Annotated in this window: 18 protein-coding genes; 5 read left to right on the top strand and 13 right to left on the bottom strand. The window is 62.6% G+C overall.

Features of this window, described 5'->3' with window-relative positions:
* Nucleotides 1-11: 11 nt before the first annotated feature.
* Nucleotides 12-1748 carry an ABC transporter ATP-binding protein gene (locus OVA24_RS20915; protein ID WP_267672129.1) on the bottom strand — a complete coding sequence of 579 codons (1737 nt, stop codon included), beginning with the start codon at nucleotides 1746-1748 and terminating at the stop codon, nucleotides 12-14.
* A 153-nt stretch (nucleotides 1749-1901) separates the two neighbouring features.
* On the opposite strand from OVA24_RS20915, the gene OVA24_RS20910 reads away from it, so the two are divergent.
* The 3 genes from OVA24_RS20910 (at nucleotide 1902) to OVA24_RS20900 (ending at nucleotide 3847) form a co-directional block, all read left to right on the top strand.
* Nucleotides 1902-2732, top strand: a complete 831-nt coding sequence (locus OVA24_RS20910) for a hypothetical protein (protein WP_267672128.1) — start codon at nucleotides 1902-1904, stop codon at nucleotides 2730-2732.
* Between the two features lie 47 nt (nucleotides 2733-2779).
* Nucleotides 2780-3589: a hypothetical protein gene (locus OVA24_RS20905; protein WP_267672127.1), complete on the top strand. Its 810-nt coding sequence runs from the start codon at nucleotides 2780-2782 to the stop codon at nucleotides 3587-3589.
* 69 nt (nucleotides 3590-3658) lie between these two features.
* Nucleotides 3659-3847: a hypothetical protein gene (locus OVA24_RS20900; RefSeq protein WP_267672126.1), complete on the top strand. Its 189-nt coding sequence runs from the start codon at nucleotides 3659-3661 to the stop codon at nucleotides 3845-3847.
* Nucleotides 3848-3864: 17 nt separating this feature from the next.
* Here the strand turns inward: OVA24_RS20900 and OVA24_RS20895 are convergent, their stop codons facing one another.
* On the bottom strand, nucleotides 3865-4308 hold the full coding sequence (locus tag OVA24_RS20895; protein ID WP_267672125.1) for a 23S rRNA (pseudouridine(1915)-N(3))-methyltransferase RlmH: 444 nt from the start codon (nucleotides 4306-4308) through the stop codon (nucleotides 3865-3867).
* A gap of 53 nt (nucleotides 4309-4361) precedes the next feature.
* Here OVA24_RS20895 and OVA24_RS20890 point away from each other — a divergent pair, with 53 nt between their 5' ends.
* Complete coding sequence (locus tag OVA24_RS20890) at nucleotides 4362-4673, top strand: EF-hand domain-containing protein (RefSeq protein ID WP_267672124.1); 312 nt, start codon at nucleotides 4362-4364, stop codon at nucleotides 4671-4673.
* Nucleotides 4674-4745: 72 nt separating this feature from the next.
* Here the strand turns inward: OVA24_RS20890 and OVA24_RS20885 are convergent, their stop codons facing one another.
* The 8 genes from OVA24_RS20885 to OVA24_RS20850 all read right to left on the bottom strand — a co-directional run bounded on the left by OVA24_RS20885 (nucleotide 4746) and on the right by OVA24_RS20850 (nucleotide 13419).
* Nucleotides 4746-5624, bottom strand: a complete 879-nt coding sequence (locus OVA24_RS20885; protein WP_267672123.1) for a hypothetical protein — start codon at nucleotides 5622-5624, stop codon at nucleotides 4746-4748.
* Between the two features lie 16 nt (nucleotides 5625-5640).
* On the bottom strand, nucleotides 5641-7599 hold the full coding sequence (gene acs, locus OVA24_RS20880) for an acetate--CoA ligase (RefSeq protein WP_267672122.1): 1959 nt from the start codon (nucleotides 7597-7599) through the stop codon (nucleotides 5641-5643).
* 140 nt (nucleotides 7600-7739) lie between these two features.
* Nucleotides 7740-8450, bottom strand: coding sequence for a pseudouridine synthase (locus tag OVA24_RS20875; protein ID WP_267672121.1), 711 nt, complete (start codon nucleotides 8448-8450; stop codon nucleotides 7740-7742).
* Between the two features lie 82 nt (nucleotides 8451-8532).
* Nucleotides 8533-8688 (bottom strand): small basic protein, encoded by a 156-nt coding sequence (locus OVA24_RS20870; protein WP_267672119.1) that lies wholly within the window; start codon nucleotides 8686-8688, stop codon nucleotides 8533-8535.
* A 100-nt stretch (nucleotides 8689-8788) separates the two neighbouring features.
* Complete coding sequence (locus tag OVA24_RS20865) at nucleotides 8789-10354, bottom strand: glycerol-3-phosphate dehydrogenase/oxidase (protein WP_267672118.1); 1566 nt, start codon at nucleotides 10352-10354, stop codon at nucleotides 8789-8791.
* The gene (gene glpK / locus OVA24_RS20860) at nucleotides 10351-11847 is read right to left on the bottom strand and encodes a glycerol kinase GlpK (protein WP_267672117.1); all 1497 of its coding nucleotides are present in this window, start codon (nucleotides 11845-11847) and stop codon (nucleotides 10351-10353) included. The genes OVA24_RS20865 and glpK overlap by 4 nt, the downstream gene beginning before the upstream one ends.
* Nucleotides 11848-11888: 41 nt before the next feature.
* Nucleotides 11889-12641 (bottom strand): MIP/aquaporin family protein, encoded by a 753-nt coding sequence (locus tag OVA24_RS20855; RefSeq protein ID WP_267672116.1) that lies wholly within the window; start codon nucleotides 12639-12641, stop codon nucleotides 11889-11891.
* 43 nt (nucleotides 12642-12684) lie between these two features.
* Nucleotides 12685-13419: a TorF family putative porin gene (locus OVA24_RS20850; protein WP_267672114.1), complete on the bottom strand. Its 735-nt coding sequence runs from the start codon at nucleotides 13417-13419 to the stop codon at nucleotides 12685-12687.
* Nucleotides 13420-13693: 274 nt separating this feature from the next.
* Here OVA24_RS20850 and OVA24_RS20845 point away from each other — a divergent pair, with 274 nt between their 5' ends.
* Nucleotides 13694-14494 (top strand): DeoR/GlpR family DNA-binding transcription regulator, encoded by an 801-nt coding sequence (locus tag OVA24_RS20845; protein WP_267672112.1) that lies wholly within the window; start codon nucleotides 13694-13696, stop codon nucleotides 14492-14494.
* 25 nt (nucleotides 14495-14519) lie between these two features.
* Here the strand turns inward: OVA24_RS20845 and OVA24_RS20840 are convergent, their stop codons facing one another.
* The 3 genes from OVA24_RS20840 to rnr form a co-directional block, all read right to left on the bottom strand.
* Nucleotides 14520-14948, bottom strand: coding sequence for a ketosteroid isomerase-related protein (locus tag OVA24_RS20840; RefSeq protein WP_267672111.1), 429 nt, complete (start codon nucleotides 14946-14948; stop codon nucleotides 14520-14522).
* The gene (locus OVA24_RS20835) at nucleotides 14945-16366 is read right to left on the bottom strand and encodes a hypothetical protein (protein ID WP_267672109.1); all 1422 of its coding nucleotides are present in this window, start codon (nucleotides 16364-16366) and stop codon (nucleotides 14945-14947) included. Before OVA24_RS20835 ends, OVA24_RS20840 begins: the two co-directional genes overlap by 4 nt.
* A gap of 249 nt (nucleotides 16367-16615) precedes the next feature.
* Nucleotides 16616-19027, bottom strand: a complete 2412-nt coding sequence (gene rnr, locus OVA24_RS20830; protein WP_267672108.1) for a ribonuclease R — start codon at nucleotides 19025-19027, stop codon at nucleotides 16616-16618.
* Nucleotides 19028-19127: the final 100 nt, after the last annotated feature.

The raw sequence follows: 19127 nt of genomic DNA, 5'->3' as shown, positions 1-19127 counted from the left end.
CGCCGCCGGCCTCAGAACATCGGTCCTCCCGGGAGGAAGGACTTCCGGCACAAGGCGGCGTATTTCCCCTCGCGTGCCAGCAGTTCATCGTGAGTCCCTTCCTCGATGACGTTCCCTTTCTCCAGGACATAGATCCGGTCCGCGTTCTGGATGGTGGAAAGACGGTGCGCGATGACGAAGGCGGTGCGGTTCTCCATCAGCCGGTCGAGCGCGTCCTGGATGAGCCGCTCCGTCTCGGAATCCACGGAGGCGGTCGCTTCATCCAACAGCAGGATTGGCGCGTTCTTGAGGAGCGCGCGGGCGATGGAGAGGCGTTGCTTCTCCCCGCCGGAGAGCTTCACCCCCCGCTCCCCGACGTTGGTGTCCAGCAGCTCGGGCAGTCCTTTGACAAAGGGCGCGGCGTGCGCGGCCTCCAGTGCCTCCCACAGCTCCGCTTCCGTGGCGTCCCGCTTTGCCAGCAGCAGGTTTTCCCGGACGGTGCCGTTGAAGAGGAAGGGTTCCTGGGTCACGTAGGACAGCCGGTCCCGCAGGCTGGACTTCGCCAGGGTGGAGATATCGACGCCGTCGATGGTGATCCTGCCGGCGGTGGTCTCGTAGAAACGTGCGAGCAGCGAAAGGACGGTGGTCTTCCCCGCGCCGGTGGCCCCCACCAGGGCGACGGTCTGTCCGGCGGATGCCAGCAGATCCACGCTGTGGAGCGTCGGTTGTTCCTGGTAGGCGAAGGAAACACCCTCGAACCTCACGGTGCCCCGGATGTGTGCGGGCAGCTCATCCCCATCGGTGGAGTTCGGCTCATCCCCGGAGTCGAGGATCTCAAAGACGCGATCGGCGGCGGCGCGGCCGGAGAGCAGCATCTGGGTCAGGTTGTTGAGCTGGCCGATCGGCTCATAGAACAGCGAGAGGTAGAGCAGGAACTGGGTGAACGCTCCGATGGTCATGGTTCCGTCCATCACCTTCGCGCCGCCGAACGCCAGCACCAGGACATAGCCCGTCATCCGTACGAAGGACATGCCCGGCGAGTAGATGGCCCACCATTTCATCATCCGCAGGGAGGCGGTGCGGAGTGCGTCCGAGTAGTGGTTGAACCGGGCATGCTCCTCCCGCTCCGCGGCATACGCCTTGATCTGGCGGACGCCGGAAATGTTGTCGTGCAGCAGGGCGTTGAGGTCGGATGCCGCATCCCGCTGGTTGCGGTAGCGGTCGCGGCCCTGCGTCGAGTAAATCCAGGCTCCCACGGCGAGCAGCGGCACCGGCAGGGTGGCCCACGCCGCGACCCCGGGGTTGAGGATGAAAAGCACCACGCCGATTCCCACCACCTGCAGCAGGGCGATGAGGCCCTGCTCGATGCCGTCGATGAGGACCCGCTCCATGTTCGTCACGTCCTCCACCACGCGGGTCATGATGTCGCCCGTCCGCCGGGTGTCGAACCACTGGAGGGGCAGGCGTTGGATCTTTTCATAAAGGTCCGACCGGATGTCGTAGATGACCTTCTGCTCGAACACATTGTTCAGGAGAATGCGCAATGCATTCAGCCCTTCCCGGGCGAGGAAGCCGGAGAGCGCGACGCAGATCCAAAACAAAAATTCACCATGCCGCGAAGCATCCGGAATGATGTGGTCCACCACATAGCCGGTCGCTTTCGGGAACACGAAAACCGCGGCGGTCATCCCCACCGCACAAAAAAGCTGGGCGGATGCAAGGACCGGATAGTTCCGGAGGTAGAGGAAAACACGGAAAATGGACTGCATGGAAGACGGCGGGGTGGGCTGTCTGATGTGATTACTTTGTGAATCCGCGCTAAATTATTGCCGCGGCACGCGGAAATTTGGATTGCCGTGGGGAAAAGGGAACTCCTAATGTTTTGCCCACACGCGGAATCCAAAGTTTCACAATAAAACCCCATGTCCAAAATCTTCGGAACCCTCACACTCGTTACGTTGGCGATCGCCGCCTTTATCGGTCTGAAAAACAAGAACGCCTACAAAGTTGAAATCGAGAACCGGCAGGCGGCCGAGGCGGCCCTTGCGAAGACGGAGGCACGCAAAAATGCCGCCATCAAGGATCGGGATGAAACCAAGGCTGAGAAAGAAGCCGTTCTTGCTGAAATTCCCAAAGTCGAAGCCCAGCGCGACGAGCAGCAGAAGGCCAACGAGGAACTGACCAAGGCCAAGGAAACCAAGGCCGCGGAAGCTGAAGGCAACAAGGCGAAGCTCGACCAGGCCCGTGAGAAGACCGACTCCCTCGGCAACATCCGTGACCTCGCCAGCAAGCTCGGCACCATGATCAACGAGTCCAAGGAACTCGACGACGCCGTCGCCACCTCCGAAGCGAAGCTGGCCAACCTCACCGCTGAGAACACCCGGGTTGAAGGACAGGTCGCAGAGCAGCGCAAGCAGGTCGAACTCCGTTCCAAGGGTGAGTCCTTCCCGAACCTCCGCACACGCGTCAGCGCGGTTTATCCGAACTGGGGCTTCGTGACCCTTTCCTCCGGCAACACCGCCGGTGTCATCACCAACTCCACCCTCGACGTTGTCCGTGATGACGAGGTCATCGCCAAACTCCTGGTGACCGCTGTCGAGCGCAACACCTCCTCCGCGAGCATCATTCCTGACACCATGAAGGAGGATGTCACCCTTTCTCCCGGTGATCTGGTGGTGCCGGGTGCCAAGGTGACGCCGCCTGCGACGCCTGGCGCCGCTTCCAAGGGAACGGTCCCGGCTCCTTCCAACTGAATCGACGAAAAAACCCTTTTTCCAAAAAAACTCTCCAAAGAACCCCGATGAAAGTTGTCTCTAACGTTCTATTGATTCTGGCCGCTGGCGCCGCCGCGTTTTTCTCCTTCGCCCAGTCCCAGAAATTCGCCGACCAGCAAAGCATCCGCCTCGAAAAGAAAGCGGAAGAGGAGAAGGTCCGCGCCGAAGCCACCGCGACCGAGAAGGAGCGCGACAACGAGCGCACGGCCCTGACCGACGCCAACAAGAAGCGTGAGGACGTCAACAGCGCCCTGGCGGCCCTGAAGGCTTCCGAAAGCTCCATCAAGCGTGACATCGCCGGGATCGACACCACCCTCGCCACCCAGCAGCAGGAACTCGCCGACCTCAACAAGGCGGTGGATGAGCTCAACAAGCTGCTCAAGGACATCGGCACCAACGTCAACATCGACAACATTGGTGATGAAGTCGCCAAGATCGAAGCCAACGTCAAAACGAAGAAGGCCCGCATGGAGGAGCTGACCGCCCTCATCGACGGCGCGCAGAAGAAGATCACCTCCACCCGCGGGGAGTCCAAGCGCCTCAGCGACCGTGCCGTGGAAAGCAGCGTCCGCATCAGCCGCAACGCGATGGAAGCCGTGGTGACCGCCGTCAACCAGGACTGGGGATTCCTCGTCATCGGTGCCGGTTCGAACTCCGGATTCACCCCGCAGACCAGCCTGCTGGTGAAGCGCGACGGCCAGTTCATCGGCCGTGTGAAGCCCACCTCGATCGAAGCCACCCAGACCATCGCCGACATCGAGCTTGAAAGCCTCGCTCCCGGCGTGCGCATCCAGCCGGGTGACCGGGTGATCGTCGCCCAGCCTGCCGCCAACTGAAGCCAGGCCGTCTGAATTTTAAAAGCTCCGCAGGCTTGCCAGCCGCGGAGCTTTTTTTACGCTCTGTCCATGCGTGTCATCATCACACTTGCCGTTGCAGCCTCCTCGCTCGGGTTGGTTTCCTGCCTCAAGGAAGTGGAGAAGAAGCCCACTCCGCCTCCAGGCAGCCAGAGCAGCCAGATTCCATGGAACACCCCGGTCGCCGGACAAGGCCAGGGACAGTTCGGGATGATGGAGCAGAACCGCTACCGCCGTTGAGGCGCGCGGAGTTCCGCTCAATCCCTGTGATAGGGCATGCCCGCCTTCAGTGAGGCGACCCGGTAGAGCTGCTCCAGCAGGATCACCAGGGCCAGCTCGTGCTGCAGGGTGAACGGAGAGACGGAGATCAGCAGATCACAGCTCTTCCGCAGGGTTTCATTGTGTCCGTCCGCCGCGCCGATCAGGAAGGAGACGGATTTCACGTCCCCGCGGAGTTCCAATGTCTCCAGTTGCTGGTGGAAGGCGCGGGTTGCCAGGGCTTTTCCGCGTTCGTCCAGTCCGATCCTGAATGAGCCTTCCGAGCGCTCCAGCAGGCGGGAAGAGACATCATCCTGGGAGCCTGCCTTGATGATCACCAGCTCATGGCTTCCGAAGCGGGAAAGGCGCTTCAGGTACTCTTCAACCCCGGCTTTGGCGAAGGCGAGGGCGGGTTTGCCCGCGGCGATGATCCGGACTTGCATGGAATGCTTCGGAGCTTGCCCGGCGCTGTGGCATACGCCAACTTCATTCCTGCATGAAGTTCGCACCTCTCCTTGTTCTCCCGCTGATTGCCGCATGTTCCGGACCAGGGCCCATCGTTCCTGAAACCAAGGTTGAGAAGCAGATGATCGGTCTGCTGGAGAAGTTCGACCGGTATGACTTGAATGGTGACGGTGAGCTGGATTCCGGCGAACTGGTGGCTGCCCAGAAATCCACCGGCCATCCTCCTTCGGAGATTATTGATTTCTATGACCGGGACAAGAGCCGGACCATCTCCCTGCGTGAGGCGCAGCGTGGCTTCAAGCGCCTTGATGAGGCCGAGCAGCGTGCCGATCACACCCATTGACCGCAATGTCCGCCCTCCTTACCACGGCTTGAAGCGGAACACGGAGCCGATCACGCATCATCCCTCCGCTCCTTACATATCCGCCAGGCGATAGTTGAGGGTGATGGATTTCCTCAATGCCTGCATCACATCAACGAGCCCCCGGTGATCCTTCACCGCTTCCGCACAGGCCGGGTCACCGTATGCATTGCGGCTCACGTGTTTGCCGATCTCCGCGTGGAGCTGGGACATCCTGGTGTCCAGGATGCCATACTCCGCCCGCAGAGAGGAAATGTCCTTGTTCGCGTCACCGATGGACTGGATCGCCTTCGAGGCGTTGTCATGCTGGGATTTCCTGAAGGATTGGATCTTCTCAGCCAGCTCGTTGATTCTCTGGTCTCCCTTGATGATGTCCTCGCTGATCCGTGTCCGCTCCTCTTTCAATGAGGTGAAACGTTCCTTCAGTTGGCTGAGGGAGGTGTTGAGCTTGTCGATCTCGGCGGCGGCCGGTTTGGTGTCGCCGGTCTGGTTGGCCAGCACTTCGGACTTCACCTTCAGGCCTTCGTAGGACTTCCGGATCTCCTTGGCGGCAGCCACGATCTCGTCCCGTCTGGTGGAAAGCGTGCCGAGTTCCGCCACGATCCCTGCCTTCTCCGTGAGGAGCTTTTGCTCGGGTTCGGAGACGGTGTTGAGCAACGCGGCACGGTCTTCATGGGCCTTGTTCAGCTTCTCCTGGCAGGAGGCGATCCCGGTGGAGATCGCTTCCTGCTCCTGGGAAAGCTTCCGCAGGTTCCAGTAGCTGGAGGAAAGGGATTCGATGTCCTCCACCTTCCTCCAGACCATCGCTCCAAGGTAAGCCTCCGCATCACGCAGCAGATGGGTCTCACTCGCGGCATCGCTCATGCGCTGGTTGCGCCGGTGGATGCCCAGCGTGTGGGCGATGCGTGAGAGGAAATAGCGTGTGGGCGTCATGAAGATGGGCTGGAACCTATTTTTTCTTCACCTTCTCCTGGAGTGCGGTGATGACGTTGTAGTCCTCCAGGGTGGTGATGTTGCCGCTGATCTCTCCCTTGGTGACCAGTTCCTTCAGCAGGCGGCGCATGATCTTGCCGGAACGGGTTTTCGGCAAGCCGGGGGTGCAATAGATGTCGTCCGGTTTGGCGATGGCGCCGATGAGTTTGCCGACGTGGTTGCGCAGCTCGATGATGAGGTGCTCCGACTCCTGGAAGCCGCTCTTGAGGGTGACGAACGCGGCGACGGCCTGGCCTTTCATGTCATCCGGGCGGCCGACGACGGCTGCCTCCGCCACCGCAGGGTGGGCGACCAGCGCGCTCTCGATCTCCGCCGTGCCGAGACGGTGGCCGGAGACGTTCAGTACGTCGTCGAGACGGCCGATGATCCAGAAGTTGCCGTCTTTGTCCCTGCGGGCGCCGTCACCCGCGGTGTAGAGGCCGGGGTAGTCGGAGAAGTAGGTCTTCTTGAAGCGCGCCTTGTCGCCGTAGATCGTGCGGGTCATGGACGGCCATGGCTTGCGGATGACCAGGCGGCCGTCCTCGTTCGGTTTGCACTCCTTGCCGGCGTCATCGAGGATGGCGGCGTCGATGCCGAAGAACGGATGGGTGGCGGTGCCTGGCTTGCAGGGCGTCGCACCGGGGATCGGTGAGATGAGGATCGCGCCGGTTTCCGTCTGCCACCAGGTATCGACGATCGGGCAGCGCCCGCCGCCGATGTGCTTGTGGTACCAGTTCCAGGCCTCGGGATTGATCGGTTCCCCGACGGAGCCGAGCAGGCGGAGGGAGGAAAGGTCGTAGCCGGCCGGGAAATGATCGCCCGCCTTGATGAAGGCGCGGATGGCGGTGGGCGCGGTGTAGAAGATGGTCACGCCGTATTCCTCGATCATCTTCCAGAAGCGGCCGAAGTCCGGCTCGTTCGGCGCGCCTTCATACATCACCTGGGTCGCGCCATTGGCGAGCGGTCCGTAGACGATGTAGGAGTGGCCGGTGATCCAGCCAACATCGGCGGTGCACCAGTAGACGTCCTCATCCCGCATGTCGAAGATGTACTTGCAGGTCGCGTAGGTGCCGGTGAGGTAGCCGCCGGAGGTGTGGAGGATGCCTTTCGGTTTTCCGGTGGAACCGGAGGTGTAGAGGACGAAGAGCGGGTGCTCGGAGTCGAAGGGCTTCGCGACATGCTTGTTCGACACCTCGGTGACCTCCTCGTGCCACCAGGAGTCGCGGCCGGAAACCATCTTGATGTCGTTGCCGGTCCGCTTGAGCACGATCACGCGCTTGATCTTCGCGGCGGTGTAGCGGGAGAGGGCCTCATCGACCGCGGGCTTGAGCGGGATGACCTTGCCGCGGCGCCAGCCGCCGTCCGCGGTGATCACCGCGACGGAACCGGAATCCTCCAGACGGTCCAGGATCGCCTCCGAGGCGAAGCCACCGAAGACCACGTTGTGGACCGCGCCGATGCGCGCGCAGGCCAGCATGGCGATGGCCGCCTCCGGCACCATCGGCATGTAGATGAGAACGCGGTCGTTCTTCTTGATGCCGTTTTTCTCGAGGACGTTGGCGAAGCGGCAGACCTCCTTGTGGAGCTGGCCGTAGGTGATCACGCGGCGGTCGCCGGGTTCGCCCTCCCAGATGATGGCGGCCTTGTTCTTGCGCGCGCCGAAAGCATGGCGGTCCACGCAGTTCTCACAGACGTTGAGCTTGCCGCCGTCGAACCACTTGGCGAAAGGGGCCTTCCAGTCCAGGACCTTCGACCATGGTTTCTGCCAGGTGAGTTCCTTCGCCTCCTTGGCCCAGAACTTCTCCGGCTTGTCGATCGACTCCTTGTAGAGCTTCTTGTAGGCCGCCATCGAAGGGATGCGGGCCTTGGCGGAGAATTCCTTCGAGGGCTTGTGGATGACTTCGGGCGTGGGTTTGACCTTCGATGACTTGCTCATGGATTTTGGGATCTCTGGAAAGCGACGCGTATTTTCGCATCTACGTTGCGGAAACTAGAAATCCACATGGCGCGGGGCAAGCCGCCAGTTCAACGAAATCCGGGAAATCTCACGCCCGGATTCCCGGGGGGTGGGGCCGCTCAGGCCTTCGGATTCTTCATCAGCAACTCGACTTCCTTCGAGTTGAGGAAGGCGTAGGTGCCGGGTTCCAGATCGCCCAGCCACAGCGAGCCGATGCGGATGCGGAGCAGTTTGGTCACCTGATAGCCCAGCGCCTCGAACATGACCCGGATCTGGCGTTTCGCGCCGTGGTCGAGGACGATCTTGATCCGGCGCGGGGAGAGCCGCTCGATGGCTTTCGCCTTCAGTTTCCCGCCCTCGGTATAGATGCCTTCCAGGAACTGGTCGAGGTGGTGGTTCTCGAACGCCTGGTTGGACGTCACCAGATACTCCTTCTCGACTGACTTCGACGGGTGCATCAGCCGCTGGGACAGGTCACCGTCGTTGGTGAGGATCAGCAGCCCCTCGGAATCCCGGTCAAGGCGGCCGACGTGGTGCAGGCTGTGCAGGGTCGGAGGGAGGAAATCGTAGATCGTCTCCCGGCCCAGCTCGTCCTCGCGGGTGCAGACGAAGCCGCGCGGCTTGTGGAAGGCGAGGATGGCCACGTCATTCGGCACCACGCGCTTTCCGTCCAGCTTCACATGGTCACCGGGGCCGATACGGGTCCCCATGTTCAGGCACGGCGAGCCGTTCACCTCCACCCGCCCGGTCTGGATGAGTTCATCACAGGCGCGGCGTGAGCCGATGCCGCAGGAGGCGAGGTATTTGTTGAGGCGGGTGCCGTCGTTCATGGGAGTGGGAAATTTTCAGCGAAAAAAGCGCGGAACCCACTCTGGGATTCCACGCGGATCGGGAAAACCGTGCGTGAAGGGATCAACCTTCGTGCTTGGTCTTTGGCAGGCCGACAGGGCTGCGGCCGGCTTTCCATTCGCCACGCTCCTTGAGGAGTTTGACGCGCTCGAAGCGCTTGAGGACGGAGCGTTTGCCGCCGACGGTGGCGCTTGCTTTGAGGCTGTTGTGCTTGGACATCGCGGGATGTGGTTTGAGATTTCGCAGGGAGGGGCGCGGAGGCTACGGGTGGGGGCCGCCGGTGGCAACAGGAAAATGCCACCGGCGGAAATTTGCGGATTCAGCCGCCGATGCTGGCCGGATCCCCGAAAACGTAGCCCTTGGCGAGGGTGGTGTAGGTTTCGAGCTGGTGGGTCACCCAATCCTGGCCTCTGTCCAGCTCCTCCGCCATGATGGCGGCGACCGTGGGAGCGGCTTCGATGCTGGCGCGGGCGTTGAGCAGCAGGCAGCGGGAGCGGCGGGAAAGGACATCCTCCACCGTGCGGGCCATTTCCTCCCGGACATGCCAGCGGACTTCGGCCGCGGTGATCGTCAGGTCCGGATGGATCCTTTCCGACCCGCCGAGCGCCCGGATGGCGGCGGCGTCCGCGCCGTAGGGCCGCAGGTTCGGCTCCGGGATGGGCGTGTGGGTCCAGCCGCGGATCTGGAGGGTCTCCGTCTCGCAGCGCCGCTGGTCCACTCCGGAGACCATCTCCGCCTGGTCGATGACGTCCTCCGCCATCTTCCGGTAGGTGGTCCATTTTCCGCCGGTGACGGTGATCAGGCCGCTGTTGCTGACGAGGATGGTGTGGTCCCGGGAAATGGCGGCGGTGTTCGTATCATCGCCGGATTTCACGAGCGGCCGCAGTCCGGCGAAAATGCTCAGCACATCCTCCGGGCGGGGATCTTTCGTCAGGTACTTCGCGGCGTGTTCCATCACGAACTCCACCTCCGAGGCGAGCGCGCGGGGCTCCATGGACTTTTCCGGCAGCGGGGTGTCCGTGGTGCCGACCACCACGCAGTCATGCCACGGCACGGCGAACAGGACGCGGCCATCCGCCGTTTTCGGGATCATGATCGCCGCATTGCCGGGCAGGAATTCCTTCGGCAGGACGATGTGGATGCCCTGGCTGACGGTGACCATGGGTTTGGCATGGCCTTCATCCTTCGACCGGAGGTCATCCACGAAGATACCCGTGGCATTGATGACACACCGGGCGTGGATCTGGAAAGGCTCGCAGCTTTCCAGGTCCATGGCTTCCACTCCGCTGACCAGCCCGTCCTTTTTCAACAGGCCGGTGCATCTCGTGTAGTTGACGATCTTCGCGCCGAGGCCCGCCGCGGTCTGGGCGAGGTTGACCGCCAGCCTGGAGTCATCGAACTGGCCGTCATGGTACATCACGCCGCCGGTGAGATTCTCCGTTTCCACGGTGGGGATGCGTTCGACGGTCTCCTCCTTGGACAGCCACTTGCTGGGGCCGAGGCCCAGCTTCCCGGCGAGCTGGTCATAGACCTTCATGCCGATGCCGTAGAACGGACCCTCCCACCAACTGTAGTTGGGGATGACAAAGGAAAGGTCGTGCACCAGGTGCGGCGCGTTCCGCGTCATCCGGCCGCGCTCGCGCAGCGCCTCCAGAACCAGGGAAACATTCCCCTGCTGGAGGTAGCGCACGCCGCCGTGGACCAGCTTCGTCGAACGGGAGGACGTGCCTTTCGCGAAGTCCGCCTGCTCGATCAGGACGACGGAGTGGCCGCGGGAGGCGGCGTCAACCGCCGCGCCCAGGCCGGTGGCACCGCCGCCCACGATGCAGAAATCGAAGGGTTCCGTGGCGGTGCGGATGTCGTTGAGATGGATTTCGCGTTTCATGATTCGTTGTCGGGTTGTTCCCAGGCTTTCGCCCGATCGACCGCACGGTTCCATCCGGCGACCAGTTTCTTGATTTCCTCCTGCTCGCGGGACGGCTTGAAGCGGGCGTCTTCCTTCCAGCGGGAGACGATGTCTTCCTTGCTTTCCCAGTAGCCCACGGCCAGTCCGGCCAGATAGGCCGCGCCCATGGCGGTCGTTTCCACGTTGTCCGGGCGGACCACGTTCACGCCCAGCAGGTCGGACTGGAACTGCATCAGCGGCTCGCTGCGGGAGGCCCCGCCATCGACACGCAGCTCCTTGATCTCGATGCCGCTGTCCTTCGTCATGCAGTCGATGAGGTCCGCGCTCTGGAAAGCGATGCCCTCCAGCGCGGCCCGGCAGTAGTGCGCCCGGTTGGTGCCGCGGGTCATGCCGATGCAGAGGCCGCGGGCGTAGGGATCCCAGTGCGGCGCGCCGAGTCCGGCGAAGGCGGGCACCAGATACATGCCGCCCGCGTCAGGCACGCTGGCGGCCAGCTTGCTGCACTCCTCCGCGCTGGAGACGATCTTCAGTTCGTCGCGCAGCCACTGGACCACCGCACCACCGACGAAGATCGAGCCTTCCAGCGCGTACTCCGTCTTGCCGCCGATCTTCCAGGCCACCGTGGTGAGCAGGTTGTTCTTCGACGGGATGGCCTTTTCGCCGGTGTTCATCAGCATGAAGCAACCGGTGCCGTAGGTGTTCTTCGCCATGCCCGGCTCGAAACATGCCTGGCCGAAGAGGGCGGACTGCTGGTCACCCGCCATACCCGCGATGGGCACGTTCTTAGTACTGTTGCCATACACCTCGCTGGAGCCCTTCACCTCCGGCAGCATCTTGCGCGGGATGTCCAGGATCTCCAGGATTTCATTGTCCCAGTCGCCGGTGTGGATGTTGAAAAGCAGCGTGCGGGAGGCGTTGGTGGCGTCCGTCACATGGACGGCTCCGTCCGTGAGCTTCCAGACCAACCAACTGTCGATGGTGCCGAAGATCAGGTTGCCCGCTTCCGCCTCCGCCCGTGCCCCTTCCACGTTCTCCAGGATCCAGCGCAACTTGGTGCCGGAGAAATAGGGGTCCAGGCGGAGGCCGGTCTTTTCGGTGAATTTCGGCTCCAGTCCCTGCTCTTTCAGCTTCGCACAGTAGTCGGCGGTCCGCCGGTCCTGCCAGACGATGGCGTTGTAGACCGGCTTGCCGGTGTTCTTGTTCCAGACCACGGTGGTCTCCCGCTGGTTGGTGATGCCGATGGCGGCGATGTCGCGGTGCCGGAGGTCCGCCTTGCTCAGCGCCTCCGCCTCCGTGGCGGATTGGCTGGACCAGATTTCCATCGGGTCATGCTCCACCCAGCCGGGCTTCGGGTAGTGTTGCTTGAACTCCATCTGGGCGACGGAGATGACCTTGCCCGCGTGGTTGACGATCAGCGTGCGGGAACTGGTGGTGCCCTGGTCCAGGGCCATGATGAATTTTTCGGAGCTCATGGGTTTGAAAGGTGTTCGGTGTTTATCTGGAGTTGGATGGATCACGCGCCGAAGAGCGCACGGTGGAGGAGGGCGCCGGTCACGCCGCCGATGATGGGGGCCACGATGGGCACCCAGGCGTAGGCCCAGTCGGAGCCGCCCTTGCCGGCGATCGGCAGGAGCTGGTGGGCGATGCGCGGTCCCAGGTCACGGGCGGGGTTGATGGCATAGCCGGTGGGGCCACCGAGTGACACGCCGATGGATACGACCAGCAGGCCGACCAGCATCGGTCCCCACCAGTTGGCGACCACCCCGGCCACGGACTGGAGATCGGGATCCACGATGCCCGCCTTCACGCTGCCGATGGCCAGTACGCCGAATACCAGCATCGCGGTGCCGATGACCTCGGTGATGATCGCCGGGCCGATCTTCCTCACGGCCGGAGCCGTGGAAAAGCACGCAAGCTTCGCGCCCTTGTCCGGGGTTTCACCCCAGTGGGCGAGGTAGGCCAGCCAGACGAGGGTCGCCCCGACCGCACCACCAGCCACCTGGGCGGCGATGAAACCGGGCACTTTCTCCCAGGGGAAGCCTCCGATGGAAGCGAGTCCGATGGTTACGGCAGGGTTCAGATGGGCGCCGGAGATACGGCCCACGGCATACACCGCCATGGCGACCGCGAGGCCCCAGCCGACGGTGATGACGATCCAGCCGCCGTTCTGGCCCTTGCTGCGGTTGAGCACCACGTTGGCCACCACGCCGTTGCCCAGCAGGATCAGGATGGCGGTGCCGATGAATTCAGCGAGATAGGGATTCATGGATTTGGATTTTCAGGGTTTGGTAATCTGTGACTGTTTTCTGTCAGAAGCGATAGGAAAGCGTGAGGGCCGCCCAGCCTTCGTCGCCGCTGTCCAAGGCATCCAGCGCGAACGCGTAGCCCAGGGACGGCTTCAGGGTCAGGCTCTCGGTCAGCTTGATCGGGACGCCCACGCCGATGGTCAGGTTGTCCAGGCCGTTGCCACCGGTGCGGTAGCTGGTGGAGTATCCGAGGGCGGCCTGGCTCTCCACGCTCACCGTGTTGTTGATCGGCAGGGAGTGGGAGAGTTTCAGTTCATGGTACCAGCCTTCGCTGCGGGCATTGTAGGAGAACCACGCGGAGGCGGAGAATCCCGCGCCCAGCTCCCGGCTGAGCTGGATGTAGTATTCCTCGCTGTCCACGCCGTCCTCACCGGGGAAGTGGTACCAGATCATCCCGGCGGCGGCGGTGATGGGACCGAGGTCCTTGTAGAAATAGAAGCTCGGGGTCAGCTCGCCGTATTCGCCGTTCAGGGAGTTCCCGTTGTAGAGGTTGAAGTGGAAGAAATTGGCGATATCGACATCCAGGCTCTCCCAGATGTTCGCGTTGCCGGCGGAGGAATCCACGCCGCGATACACGTGGAGAGTCTCATAGCCGACGTTGAGGGAGGCTTTCCACCAGGAGTCGGTGCCGGAGGAATGCAGGGTGGGAGTCACCGCCGGCTCGGTCGTTCCCGCGAAGGCGGCACAGGGGACGAAGAAGCCAAGCAGCAGGTGGCGGAGGGTCAGGTTGGGTTTCATGGATTTCGGATTTGGAGTTATGGGGATTGGTGGGAACGGCGGAATCAACTTCCGGGATCGTTGGGTCAACTAAGCTCCATCATTTTTCCGTCCGCAATCGTAAAATGTTGATAATGAGTTGATTGCGATTTCGTTAATCCAATAAAAACCAACATCCTTGCGACGGAACGGCGGATGAGGCGCGAAAACCAAGCATGCCCAATCTTGGGAACGTTAAATCCAATGTTTTGGCTTGGATATCATTGGGAAAAAAGTTTACGTTTTCGTCACCCAAATGCTCGTCACGGAACGCCAGCACAAGATTCTCCACCGGGTCCAGACGGAAGGCTCTGTCCGGAACATTGATCTGGTGGAGGAATTCGGCGTCTCGGATGAGACCATCCGTAAGGATCTGACGGCGCTGGAGCGGCTGGGCCGTCTGCTGCGGACCCATGGCGGAGCGGTGCGGCCTGAGCCGGACCGGTTCGACCTGCCGCTGCCGGAGCGCACCGCCATCAATGAGACTGAGAAGGATGTCATCGCCACGGCGGCGGCCCAGTTGATCTCAGCCCGCGAAACCATCTTCCTGGACGCTAGTTCCACGGTGCTGCGGTTGGCGGATCACCTGCCGCCGATGCCGTTGACGGTCGTCACCAACGCCCATCACATCGTGGTCACTCTGGCCACCCGCACGGATCTCACGCTGGTCTGCACCGGCGGCACCTATGAGAACCAGTCACGCAGCTACACCGGAGCGATGGCGGAGGATGCCTCGAAACGCTTCGTCATCCGCAGCGCATTCCTAGGTGTGGATGCGCTGGATCCTGAACGTGGCGCGATGGATGTGAACCATGGCCACGGTGTGCTGAAGGAGCGCCTGCTGGAGCGTGTGGACCGCGTGATCGTGCTGGCTGACAGCACGAAGCTGGGTGCGCGCAGCGCCTACCGCTTCGCGGATGTGAAGGACATCGACATCCTGGTCACGGACACCGCCGCCTCTCCGGAACTCGTCTCGAGATTCGAGGCACAGGGCGTGCAGGTGATCATCGCCGGTGGGCGGACGGCTGCACTGAAAAAGGACAAACGGAAGGGATGAATGGAGCGGCGTGCGCTCCTCCTGATCACGCCCCCACCTGCCTCAGCCATTCCTGCAGGTTGTAGTACATCGTCAGCCGGGAGATCTTCCCGTCGCGGAGGGTGAGGAACGCCCCCGCTGGGATCAGGTAGGTCTGGCCGTTCGCTTCCGGGAGTCCCTCGTCCGTGGCCAGGTACTTGCCGCGCACGTTGAACTCGGCGGCGGCCCGGGTGCCGTCCGGGCCTTCGAAGATCACGATGTCCTCCAGGGTTTCCTGATAGCAGCGGTCCATGCGCTCCATGAACGCGCGGAACGCACCGATGCCCGTTTCGCTGCCACCCTGGTTGAGGTCATGGACGACATCGTCCGTGAGCAGGGAGAACATCTTCTCGCGGTCACCCGCATTGAAAGCTTCGTAGTAGGTATCGATCATCGGGAGTAGCCGGAGCGGGTTGGTTTCCCGGATGATCGTCATTTCAGGGCCGCGAGCAAGAGGCGGGTTTCGGTCCGGAGCGCTTCCAGCGTGATTCGCTGCTGGGTGGAGGTTCTCTGGGCGGAGATCAGGGCAAGGCTCCTGGAAACCCCTTCGAGCGTGGCCTTCGCCTCGGGGAGATCCGCGGACCGGTCGATCCTGGCGCGGATGATGCCGGATGAAGTCAGTTCGACGAAATCCCCGTCCTGGTTTCTCACCTTCGCCATTTCAGCGGCCACGACTTCCGCGACCTCACCGCCGACCTTTGCCTTCACTTCCTCGAGGGATCTTTCGGCGCGGACGAGGCAGGCCGTGATGGCCTTGTTGGCAGCGGCGGCGATCCGGGCCGAAATGCTGGCTCTCTCGATTTCATCCATGTGGTCTTCACGGATACCGGCCAAAAGCGTGAGAGCCTGGTCGGGATCACTTTCGGCAAGTGCCTCGATCGAAGCGAGCAGGTCGCTCATCTTCCCCTTCATGGCCACGGAGTCGGAAATGGAGATCCTGGTCCTCAGGGTGCTGAGTTCGGGGTGGTCGGGGTATTCGGCCGCCAGCATGGCGAGCTGCGCTTCCGCTTTCTTCGGATCGACGGCGGCCAGTTCCAGCAGGACCTTGGTTTCGGACTCGGCGCGGCTGATGGCGGCATCGACCCCGGCTTCGTCCAGGGAAACCCTGCGGACCACCATCCGGATGAGGTCTTCATCCCCGGCCTGCTGCCTGACCTTCTCGAGTGATTTCTCCCGCGTGTCCCTTGCCGCCCAGTATTTCTTCCCGGACAAGAGCGGCCGCTGCTGCTCATGGATGGCGGCTGCGATCTTGACTGCCTTCTCATGGACTTCCCTCAGCCGGATCACATCCTGCTGCCGCTTCGCCACGTCGAGATCCTGCCCCGCCTTGCGCAGATAGACATTCGTGATGGCGAATGCGGCCTCCAGCTCATCGGCCTCCAGCAGCATGTCCAGCAGCCTGAGGATGTCGGATTTGGTCTCCGTGGTCAGCTTGGAATTCACTTCCAGGGCGGCCTGCTTGTTCCGCTCGATCTGGGGTTTGAGGATCTCCAGTTCGGCGTTGGCGCGCTCGATGATGCTGGCGTTCCGCACACACTCACGGTAGGCGGCGGTGCCTTCCTGGACGGGCTGGGTCCGGCGGTAGGTGAGGCGGTCGATGACGGCGTCCGCCGCGCGGATAGTCTCAAGCAGCGCCTGGTATTTCGCGGTGATCTGCGCCCGCTCCGCCATGACGATGTCGAGGCTGCCCTTCGAGTCCTTGTTGGATGAGGTCACGTGCGCCTTTTCATCGGCGAGGTTGATCATGATCTTCACCCCCAGGATCTGATAGGGGGTCGCCTTGAAATCCTGCTCCAGGAACTTCTGGCCCAGGCTGGCGGCGGCGGCCATGTCATTGCGGCGGAACGCATCCACGACTTCATTCCATGCCTTCGCGGCATCCCGTCCCTCAGGGATGAGACATCGGTCTTCGGGCTCAGGAGATCATCGAGCGTGTCTGCCCATGAGAGGGCGGGAGAACAGGCGATGAGGGTGGCAAGGACGAGGGGAGGGAACCGGTTTGTCATAATGACTCCGGGAAAACTGAATGGGCTCCCCTGTCATATGTCAATCGGATTTGGCTTTCTCCGTTAGATATGGATTGTGAGATGAGGGATCACCGGCTCATCCGCGCTTTTTCTTTCCAGCCTTCTTCCCTCCGCCGGAGAACCGCTTCTTTTTGTGCTCGCCATCCGTCTTCCGGATCTTGTTGGGCGGGCCTGCCTTGGCGGCGGGTTTCGTTTGCGGCTTCTGGTGCTTGCGGGTGGGCGGATGGGGAGGGGCATTCAGCGGGCGGGTGCCTTCGCTGGTCGGCTTCCCGGCGATCTTGAAATCGACGAAACGCTTTTCCATGTCGATGGCCGCCACCCGCAGCGGGATGCGCATGCCGAGCTGGATGACTTTCCCGTCGAAGGAAACCCATGCCTTGCGGTGGCCCTCGAAGCGCCAGCGGCTGCCGGACGGTAGTTCCTCGCGCTTCACCACGCCGCGCACACCCATGTCCGGGATCTCGACCATCAGGCCCATTGGACGGACATCAGTGATGAGTCCGTCGAAAAGCTGGCCGTCCTCTTCCTTGGCGACGCGGGCGAGGTATTCCAGCAACTTGATCTGTTTCGTCTCACTCTCCGCTTCCGCGGAGGTGCGCTCGGTGTCGGAAATGTGGCGGGCGATCTCGCGCAGGTCCGCTTGGGACGGAGTGCGGTCCACCGGCTTCGGTGGGTTCTCCAGATAGGGCTGCATCGACCGGTGGACGATGAGGTCGGAGTAGCGGCGGATGGGGCTGGTGAAGTGCGTGTAGTCCGTCTTCGCGAGGCCGTAGTGGCCGAGCGGTTCCGCGGAATACGCGGCGCGTTTCAGCGACTTCAGCAGGCCCAGCTTGATGACGTGCTCCTCCGGGCTGCCTTTCGATTCATCGAGCAACTTCTGGATGTGGTCGCGGTTCGTCAGGTCCCCCGGCTTGTAGCCATGGAGCTTCGCGGTCTCCGTGTAGTCCATCAGGCGCGACGGATCGGGATCCTCGTGAATGCGGAAGACGGATGGCTTGCCCTTTTCGCGCAGCAGCTTCGCGACCGCCTCGTTGGCGATGAGCATGCATTCCTCGATGAGCTGGTGGCTTTCCGTGTGGACCACCGGCTCCGCGGAGGCGGCGCGGCCCTTGCTGTCCAGCCGCACCTTGATCTCCGGCATCTCCAGATCGAGCGCGCCGTTGGCAAAGCGGCGGCGGCGCATGGTGGAAGCCAGCGCCCAGCCTTCCTTCACCAGCGGCACCAGATATGGATCGGATCCCTCCGGCGCGGGCAGGCCGTCGAGGATCATCTGTGCCTGTTCGTAGGAAAGTTTCGCGCGGGAGTGGATGACCGCGTCGAAGAACGTCGCCCTTTCGAGACGTCCGTCGTGGGAGATCTCCATCAGCGCGCACTTCGTCAGTCGGTCCACGTTCGGCTTGAGCGAGCAGATGCCGTTGGAAAGCTCCGTCGGCAGCATCGGCAGCACGCGGTCCACCAGGTAGGTCGAGTTGCCACGCTCGGACGCTTCCTTGTCCATCGGCTTGCCCGGCTTGATGTAGTGGGAGACGTCCGCGATGTGGACGGCCAGCGTCCAGCCGCGGGCCGTTTTTTCCAACCAGATGGCGTCGTCATGGTCCTTCGCGTCCGCCGGGTCGATGGTGATGACCAGCTTGTCCCGCCAGTCCTTGCGGCGGGCGATTTCAGATGGCTCCGGGTCCTCCGGAACGGCACGGGCCTCGTTGAGGACGTTTTCCGGGAAGGACGTGCGCAGGCCGAAGCGGTGGATCACGGAAATGATGTCCACCCCGGGGTCTCCGGGCCAGCCGAGCACCTCGATGACGCGGCCGCGCGGCACCTCGTAGCGATCCTTCCATTGGCCGACATCCACCACCACCAGTTGCCCGGTCTCTGCGGTGGAGTCCGCGATGATTTCCACCCGGCCCTCCACGGACTTGTCATCCGTATCCACCCAGGCGAAGCCGCCTTTGCTCTGGAAGACGCCCACGATCCTGCCGGAACGGCGGGACAGGACTTTTTCCACCACGGCGCGCACCTCCGGTTCCTCCTCCATCTCGCTGCGGATGCGGAACTGGCGGCGAGGGCTGGGTTGTTTCAGCGACACGAGCACGCGGTCGCCATCCAGCGCGGTGCCGGTGTCCCGGCGGTTCACGTGCAGGCGGGAGTTCGCCACCAGGTCGATGCCGGTTGCGATGTTCTGTTCATCGGACGCATCCGGGAAAAACAGGCCGTGCCCCTTCGGGTGGAACTTGAGGGTGCCGGTGAGCTGGTTCTTTCCGCCGCTGGAACGGAGGCGGTAGAGGCCTTTCTTTTCCAAGGTGAGGACGCCTTCCTCGACCAAAGCGTCCAGGGTGGCGCGGAAGGCGGAGCGGACGGAGGGCGGCACCTTCAGGCTGCGGGCGATCTCGGATTTCGTCATCGGCCGGTAGTCGGTGGAGCCGAAAAATTCCATCATCGACGAACGCAGCTTGTCAGCGGGCATGTCAGGAGATTGGGGGGTATTTGTCATGGGGGCAACGAAGGAAACGCGGGGTTTCCGGGATGGGGCGTGTTTGTTTCGAGAAAAGGGTTGATGCGGAGGCATGCTGGGGTAGGTGTGTTGGTTGAGA

Source organism: Luteolibacter sp. SL250 (assembly GCF_026625605.1).
GTDB lineage: Bacteria > Verrucomicrobiota > Verrucomicrobiia > Verrucomicrobiales > Akkermansiaceae > Luteolibacter.
Note: the sequence above shows the minus strand (reverse complement) of the source record. Positions and strands in the feature narration are given on the sequence as shown.

What these genes read in the sequence shown, in the direction of transcription:
- OVA24_RS20905 (WP_267672127.1), top strand. Translation starts at nt 2,780, where the DNA reads ATGAAAGTTGTCTCTAACGTTCTATTGATTCTGGCCGCTGGCGCCGCC.
- OVA24_RS20845 (WP_267672112.1), top strand. Translation starts at nt 13,694, where the DNA reads ATGCTCGTCACGGAACGCCAGCACAAGATTCTCCACCGGGTCCAGACG.
- OVA24_RS20840 (WP_267672111.1), bottom strand. Translation starts at nt 14,948, where the DNA reads ATGACGATCATCCGGGAAACCAACCCGCTCCGGCTACTCCCGATGATC.
- OVA24_RS20875 (WP_267672121.1), bottom strand. Translation starts at nt 8,450, where the DNA reads ATGAACGACGGCACCCGCCTCAACAAATACCTCGCCTCCTGCGGCATC.
- OVA24_RS20895 (WP_267672125.1), bottom strand. Translation starts at nt 4,308, where the DNA reads ATGCAAGTCCGGATCATCGCCGCGGGCAAACCCGCCCTCGCCTTCGCC.
- OVA24_RS20870 (WP_267672119.1), bottom strand. Translation starts at nt 8,688, where the DNA reads ATGTCCAAGCACAACAGCCTCAAAGCAAGCGCCACCGTCGGCGGCAAA.
- acs (WP_267672122.1), bottom strand. Translation starts at nt 7,599, where the DNA reads ATGAGCAAGTCATCGAAGGTCAAACCCACGCCCGAAGTCATCCACAAG.
- OVA24_RS20865 (WP_267672118.1), bottom strand. Translation starts at nt 10,354, where the DNA reads ATGAAACGCGAAATCCATCTCAACGACATCCGCACCGCCACGGAACCC.
- glpK (WP_267672117.1), bottom strand. Translation starts at nt 11,847, where the DNA reads ATGAGCTCCGAAAAATTCATCATGGCCCTGGACCAGGGCACCACCAGT.
- OVA24_RS20915 (WP_267672129.1), bottom strand. Translation starts at nt 1,748, where the DNA reads ATGCAGTCCATTTTCCGTGTTTTCCTCTACCTCCGGAACTATCCGGTC.
- OVA24_RS20900 (WP_267672126.1), top strand. Translation starts at nt 3,659, where the DNA reads ATGCGTGTCATCATCACACTTGCCGTTGCAGCCTCCTCGCTCGGGTTG.
- OVA24_RS20910 (WP_267672128.1), top strand. Translation starts at nt 1,902, where the DNA reads ATGTCCAAAATCTTCGGAACCCTCACACTCGTTACGTTGGCGATCGCC.
- OVA24_RS20855 (WP_267672116.1), bottom strand. Translation starts at nt 12,641, where the DNA reads ATGAATCCCTATCTCGCTGAATTCATCGGCACCGCCATCCTGATCCTG.
- OVA24_RS20890 (WP_267672124.1), top strand. Translation starts at nt 4,362, where the DNA reads ATGAAGTTCGCACCTCTCCTTGTTCTCCCGCTGATTGCCGCATGTTCC.
- OVA24_RS20885 (WP_267672123.1), bottom strand. Translation starts at nt 5,624, where the DNA reads ATGACGCCCACACGCTATTTCCTCTCACGCATCGCCCACACGCTGGGC.
- rnr (WP_267672108.1), bottom strand. Translation starts at nt 19,027, where the DNA reads ATGACAAATACCCCCCAATCTCCTGACATGCCCGCTGACAAGCTGCGT.
- OVA24_RS20850 (WP_267672114.1), bottom strand. Translation starts at nt 13,419, where the DNA reads ATGAAACCCAACCTGACCCTCCGCCACCTGCTGCTTGGCTTCTTCGTC.